Source organism: Deltaproteobacteria bacterium (assembly GCA_005879795.1).
GTDB lineage: Bacteria > Desulfobacterota > Binatia > DP-6 > DP-6 > DP-6.
Genome location: VBKJ01000128.1, coordinates 61,038 through 67,037 on the forward strand (window position 1 = coordinate 61,038; position 6,000 = coordinate 67,037).

Genomic DNA, 6,000 nt, shown 5'->3' on the forward strand with positions numbered 1-6,000 from the left:
CGGGTGGCGGCCATGAACCGAGAGAGCGCAGAGACCTTCCTCGCACGCCATCAAGAGGTCGAGGACGAGCGCGAGGCGCTCGCCCTCCGGCTTGCCGAGGTCGAGCGTGCCTACCAGGAGCTCGTCGAGCGCCTGCACGGGTACGAGCGCGAGCGCGCCGAGATCAAGGCCCGGCTGGAAGGGATTCTCGCCCGGATCGGACCAGCCCGCTAACCCCCGGGGGGGGGGTCTTTCTCCCTTCAGGGCGGGAGGCCGCGATCGCGTTGCACATCGGGCGCGACTTGCATAAAGTGCGCCAGGTTCGTGCCAACCCGGCTGAACGACCGAGCCGCAGGTGCGGCCTCGGCTGCTGAAGGAGTCCGACTGACAAGACAGAAGCAAGCTTGACTGAGCTCCGCAGGGGGGCTCGCCGACGAGCAGGGAGACGGGGCGGGGGTTCGGGAAACCATATTCATGCGGTCGACCCACGATCGAAGCGATCCGAGGACTGTGATCTCAACGGGCCGAAGGGGCCCGCAAACCACGGCTTCTCCGTCCGGCGGCAGCGCCACTAGCATCGCCTCGTAGCCGCCGGCACGCACCGGTCCCCCTCCGTTGGTAGCTGCGCTCACAGCGATGGGGGACACCTACGACGAGGACAAGCGTCTCATCCGGGGCCAAATCCGGGCGCGCCGCACCGCGCTCTCGCCCGGTGAAGTCGCCCGCCTGTCGGCCGCGGCCTGCGCCCGGCTGCTCGTGTCGCCCCTCTTCGCCCGCGCCCGCCACGTCGCGGCCTATGCCGCCATCGACAACGAGCTCGACCCGGCGCTTCTCGTGGAGGCTGCCCTCTCGGCCGGGAGGAGGGTCTATCTTCCCGTGGTGAGCAGGGAGCGGTTCGGCTTCGTCGGCCTGTCGCCCCCTCGGCCCGGGCACGGGGAGAGCGGAGCATCGGGACCTCGGGGTGGCCCCTGTCTGCCTCCGGAGGCGGAGGACGTGGTGTTCCTCGTGCCCGGGGTGGCCTTCACCCCTTGCGGGGTGCGTCTGGGGCGGGGTGTGGGCTGGTACGACCGGGCGCTCGGGCGGCACCCTCGCGGCATCCGGATCGGGCTCGCCTACGGGTTCCAGGTGGTGCCGCGTCTCCCCGAGGCCCCGTGGGACGTCCGCATGCACGCCGTCGTCACCGAGTCACGTTCGATCAGCGCGGCGCTCGCGCAATGAAGGAGAAACGGCCATGACCGGGGTGAGCGTGATGGTCCTGCTGCTCCTGCTGCTGATCGGCATCGCTCTCGGGGCGGGCGCGCTCTGGGTCGTCGGGCGGCTGCGTCGGCAGCGGCTGGCGGAGCTGGAGAGCGGGGCCCAGGCCACGGCGGCTCGCATCCTGGAGGAAGCGCGCAAGGAAGGCGAGGCGATCCGCAACGAGGCGCAGGGCCAGGCAAGAGATCTCCTCGGCCAGGCCAAGGTCGAGTGGGAGCGCGAGGTGCGGGATCACCGTGGTGAGCTGCTCGCGCTCGAGAAGCGCGTGGCGCAGAAGGAAGAGAGCATCGAGCGGAAGATCGAGGTCTTCGCCCAGCGCGAAGCCGAGCTGGCGAAGCGCGAGGACGGCTTCCGGCAGAAGGAGGGCGCGCTCGAGGGCCGGCGGGCCGAGTACGAGCGCCTCATCGACTCCGTGCGGGAGAAGCTCGAGCAGACCGCCGGCATGACGCGCGACGAGGCCAAGAGGACGCTCATCGAGCAGATGCTGGACGAGGCCCGCCACGACGCGGCCCGGCACATCCGGCACATCGAGGGCGAGGCGCGCGAGGAGGCCGACCGCCGCGCCAAGAAGATCGTCTCGATCGCCATCGAACGCCTCGCGGGGGAGTTCGTCGCCGAGCGCACGGTGTCGGTCGTCCCGCTCCCCAGCGACGACATGAAGGGGCGCATCATCGGTCGCGAGGGTCGGAACATCCGGGCCATCGAGGCGGCGACCGGGGTAGACCTCATCATCGACGACACCCCGGAGGTGGTCGTGATCTCGTGCCACAACCCCATCCGGCGCGAGCTGGCCCGCCTGACGCTCGAGCGCCTCGTCTCGGACGGGCGCATTCACCCCGGTCGGATCGAGGAGGTGGTACGCAAGGCGGAGGAGGATCTCGACAACACCATCCGCGAGGCCGGACAGCGCGCCGTGCTCGAGGTCGGGGTGCACGGCATCCATCCCGAGCTGGTCAAGCTCATCGGCATGCTCAAGTATCGCTACAGCTACGCGCAGAACGTCCTCATGCACTCGATCGAGGCCGCCTTCATCGCCGGCGCGATGGCGGCCGAGCTCGGCCTCAACGAGAAGCAGGCGCGCCGCGCCGCGCTCCTCCACGACATCGGCAAGGCGCTCACCCACGAGGTGGAGGGGTCGCACGCGATCATCGGCGGCGAGATCGCGCGCAAGTATGGCGAGTCGGCGAAGATCGTGAACGCCATCGCGGCGCACCATGAGGAGGTGCGCGCCGAGACCATCCTGGCGCCGCTGGTCGATGCGGCCGACGCGCTCTCCGGGGCCCGTCCCGGGGCGCGGCGCGAGGTGCTCGAGAGCTACGTCAAGCGGCTCGAGGACCTGGAGCGCATCAGCAACTCGTTCCGGGGGGTCGAGAAGTCGTTCGCCGTGCAGGCGGGTCGTGAGATCCGCATCATCGTGGACCCGGGCACGGTGCCCGACGATCAGGCGGCCGTCCTGGCGCGCGACGTGGCGCGCAAGATCGAGCAGGAGATGACGTACCCCGGCCAAATCAAGGTGACCGTCATCCGCGAGACGCGCGCAAGCGACCTGGCACGCTGACCGATGCGACTCCTCTTCCTCGGCGACGTCGTCGGTCGTCCCGGCCGGCGGGCCCTGCGCGTCCTCCTCCCGCGTCTCGTCGCGCGGGAGGAGGTCCAGCTCGTGGTCGCCAACGGCGAGAATGCATCGGGCGGCAAGGGCATCGACCCGGAGGGCGCGGAAGAGCTGCTCGACGCGGGCGTCGACGTCCTCACGTCCGGCAACCACATCTGGCAGCACACGGCGATCCTCGATTACCTGCGCGAGAGCCGCCGCCTGCTGCGGCCGGCGAACCTGGCGCCCGGCGTCCCGGGCGCGGGCGCGGTCGTGCACGCGACCGGGCGCTCCGGGGTGTGTGTGGGCGTGCTCAACCTGATCGGGCGGGTGTTCATGGGCCCCGCCGAGTGCCCGTTTCACGCGGCCGAGCGCGCCGTGGAGGAGCTGCGGCGGGAGACCCCCGTGATCCTCGTCGACATGCACGGCGAGGCGACCTCCGAGAAGGTCGCCATGGGGCGCTTCCTCGACGGCAAGGTCTCGGCCGTCATCGGCAGCCACACCCACGTGCAGACCGCGGACGAGTCGATCCTGCCCGGGGGCACGGCCTACCTGACCGACGCCGGCATGTGCGGCCCCGAGGCGTCGGTTCTCGGCGTGAAGACCGAGCAGGTCCTGCGCCGCTTCCTCACCCAGATGCCGACGCGCTTCGAGGTGGCGTCGGGCCCGGTGCTCGTGCAGGGCGCGCTGATCGACGTCGACGGAGCGACCGGCCGCGCTACGGCGATCCGTCGCGTACAGGAGCGGGTGGCGGCGTGACGCCGGCGGCGCAGCTCGCGGCGCTGCGGCGCGGCGTGGTGAGCATCCTGCCCGAGGACGAACTGCACGCGCGGCTCGAGACCGGCAAACCGTTGCGCGTGAAGCTCGGGGTCGATCCGACCGCCCCTGACATTCACCTGGGGCACACGGTGCCGTTGGTGAAGTTGCGCCAGTTCCAGGACCTCGGGCACGAGGCGGTGCTCATCATCGGCGACTTCACGGCGCTCATCGGCGACCCGAGCGGACGCTCGACCACCCGGCCGGTCCTGGGGCGGGCGGAGATCGAGGCCAACGCGCGCACCTTCACCGAGCAGGTGTTCAAGATCCTGGACCGCTCGCGGACCGAGGTGCGTCACAACGGCGAGTGGCTCTCGAAGCTGTCGCTCGAAGACGTCGTGCGCCTAACCGCCACGATGACCGTCGCCCGCATGCTGGAGCGGGACGACTTCCGGCAGCGTTACGCGGCGGGTACGCCGATCGGGTTGCACGAGTTCCTCTATCCCCTCCTCCAGGGGTACGACTCGGTCGCGGTGCGCGCGGACGTGGAGCTCGGCGGCACCGATCAGACGTTCAACCTCCTGGTGGGCCGGGACCTGCAGCGCGACGCGGGGCAGGCGGGGCAGGTGGCCGTCATCCTGCCGCTGCTCGAGGGCACCGACGGGGTGCAGAAGATGTCCAAGAGCCTGGGCAACCACATCGGCATCGCCGAGCCGCCCGAAGAGATGTACGGCAAGGTGATGTCGCTCAGCGACGCGCTCATGCTGCGCTACTACGAGCTGCTGAGCCGGGCCGACGCGGAGCAGCGGGAAGGGGTGCGGCACGGCCGCGTCCACCCCATGGAGGCGAAGAAGGCGCTGGCGACCGAGCTGGTCGAGCGTTTTCATGGTCGGGCCGCTGCCGAGGCCGCGGCGCAGTTCTTCGAGGAGCGGTTCCAGAAGCGCACGGCGCACCGGCCGAAGCCCGTGCGCCTCGCCACCCGGGCGGACGAGGTGTGGATCTGCCAGCTGATGAAGGACGTGCGCTTCGCACCCTCGACCAGCGAGGCCCGGCGGCTGGTGCTGCAGGGCGCGGTCAGGGTCGACGGCCGGCCGGTCGGCATCGACTATCGGTTCCGGCGCGGGCGGGATCGCCTGCTGGAAGTGGGCCGCCGCCGGCTGGCGGAGATCACGTTCGGGGAACCCGAGTGAACCCGCTTCTCGGATCCGCAGCGGGAGGGCCAGGGCGGTCCCAGCCGGCGAGGTCGTGGGTGCAGTTCGGCCCCCGACCGCCGCGGCATCGCCCTGAGCTCACGCAATGGCGGGACCGCCGGGCGCTTGACACCTTGCGGCAGGCCGTCTATAAGATTTGGTCTGCCCGCAGCAGTACCGGTCTTTGAAAACTAAATAGTAGCGCCCCTTTTCCAAACTTTTTCGAAGTGCGGAGAGGGTCCCAAGCGTAGTGATCGCGGACAACGCAAGACTGCTTTGTCCGGGCCAGGTTGGCGGATGCCTGCTTCGATTCGTCCGCCCTCGGCACCCTGCGGTGCTGGGGGCACTCCAGTTCAACTGGAGAGTTTGATCCTGGCTCAGAACGAACGCTGGCGGCGTGCCTAACACATGCAAGTCGCGCGAGAAAAGGGGGGCAACTCCCTGAGTAAAGCGGCGAACGGGTGAGTAACACGTAGGTGACCTACCTTCGAGTCCAGAATAACCTACCGAAAGGTGGGCTAATGCCAGATATGACCACGGGGACTTCGGTCTCTGCGGTGAAAGGTGGCCTCTGCTTGCAAGCTACCGCTCGAAGATGGGCCTGCGCGCCATTAGCTAGTTGGTGAGGTAACGGCTCACCAAGGCGATGATGGCTAGCTGGTCTGAGAGGATGGCCAGCCACACTGGGACTGAAACACGGCCCAGACTCCTACGGGAGGCAGCAGTGGGGGATATTGCGCAATGGGCGAAAGCCTGACGCAGCGACGCCGCGTGGGTGATGAAGGCCTTCGGGTCGTAAAGCCCTGTCGAGGGGAAAGAAACGGCCCCGACCCAATACGTCGGGGCCCTGACGGTACCCCTAAAGGAAGCACCGGCTAACTCCGTGCCAGCAGCCGCGGTAATACGGAGGGTGCGAGCGTTGTTCGGAATCACTGGGCGTAAAGGGCGTGTAGGCGGTTCGCTAAGTCTGATGTGAAAGCCCGGGGCTCACCCCCGGAAGTGCATTGGAAACTGGCGGACTCGAGTCCCGGAGAGGAGGGTGGAATTCCTGGTGTAGCGGTGAAATGCGTAGATATCAGGAGGAACACCGGTGGCGAAGGCGGCCCTCTGGACGGTGACTGACGCTAAGACGCGAAAGCGTGGGGAGCAAACAGGATTAGATACCCTGGTAGTCCACGCTGTAAACGATGAGCACTAGGTGTCGTGGGTATTGACCCCCGCGGTGCCGCA

General features: G+C 68.7%; 5 protein-coding genes and 1 rRNA gene. All 6 read left to right on the forward strand.

Features of this window, described 5'->3' with window-relative positions:
- Window positions 1-12: 12 nt before the first annotated feature.
- Window positions 13-213: a hypothetical protein gene (locus E6J59_07350; GenBank protein TMB20886.1), complete on the forward strand. Its 201-nt coding sequence runs from the start codon at window positions 13-15 to the stop codon at window positions 211-213.
- A gap of 402 nt (window positions 214-615) precedes the next feature.
- A complete protein-coding gene (locus E6J59_07355) occupies window positions 616-1,197 on the forward strand; it encodes a 5-formyltetrahydrofolate cyclo-ligase (GenBank protein ID TMB20887.1) in 582 nt (193 codons plus the stop codon).
- Between the two features lie 13 nt (window positions 1,198-1,210).
- A complete protein-coding gene (rny, locus tag E6J59_07360; protein ID TMB20888.1) occupies window positions 1,211-2,791 on the forward strand; it encodes a ribonuclease Y in 1,581 nt (526 codons plus the stop codon).
- 3 nt (window positions 2,792-2,794) lie between these two features.
- Window positions 2,795-3,583, forward strand: coding sequence for a TIGR00282 family metallophosphoesterase (locus E6J59_07365; protein TMB20889.1), 789 nt, complete (start codon window positions 2,795-2,797; stop codon window positions 3,581-3,583).
- A complete protein-coding gene (locus E6J59_07370; protein ID TMB20890.1) occupies window positions 3,580-4,770 on the forward strand; it encodes a tyrosine--tRNA ligase in 1,191 nt (396 codons plus the stop codon). The genes E6J59_07365 and E6J59_07370 overlap by 4 nt, the downstream gene beginning before the upstream one ends.
- Before the next feature lie 354 nt (window positions 4,771-5,124).
- Window positions 5,125-6,000, forward strand: a 16S ribosomal RNA gene (locus tag E6J59_07375); the annotation flags it as partial.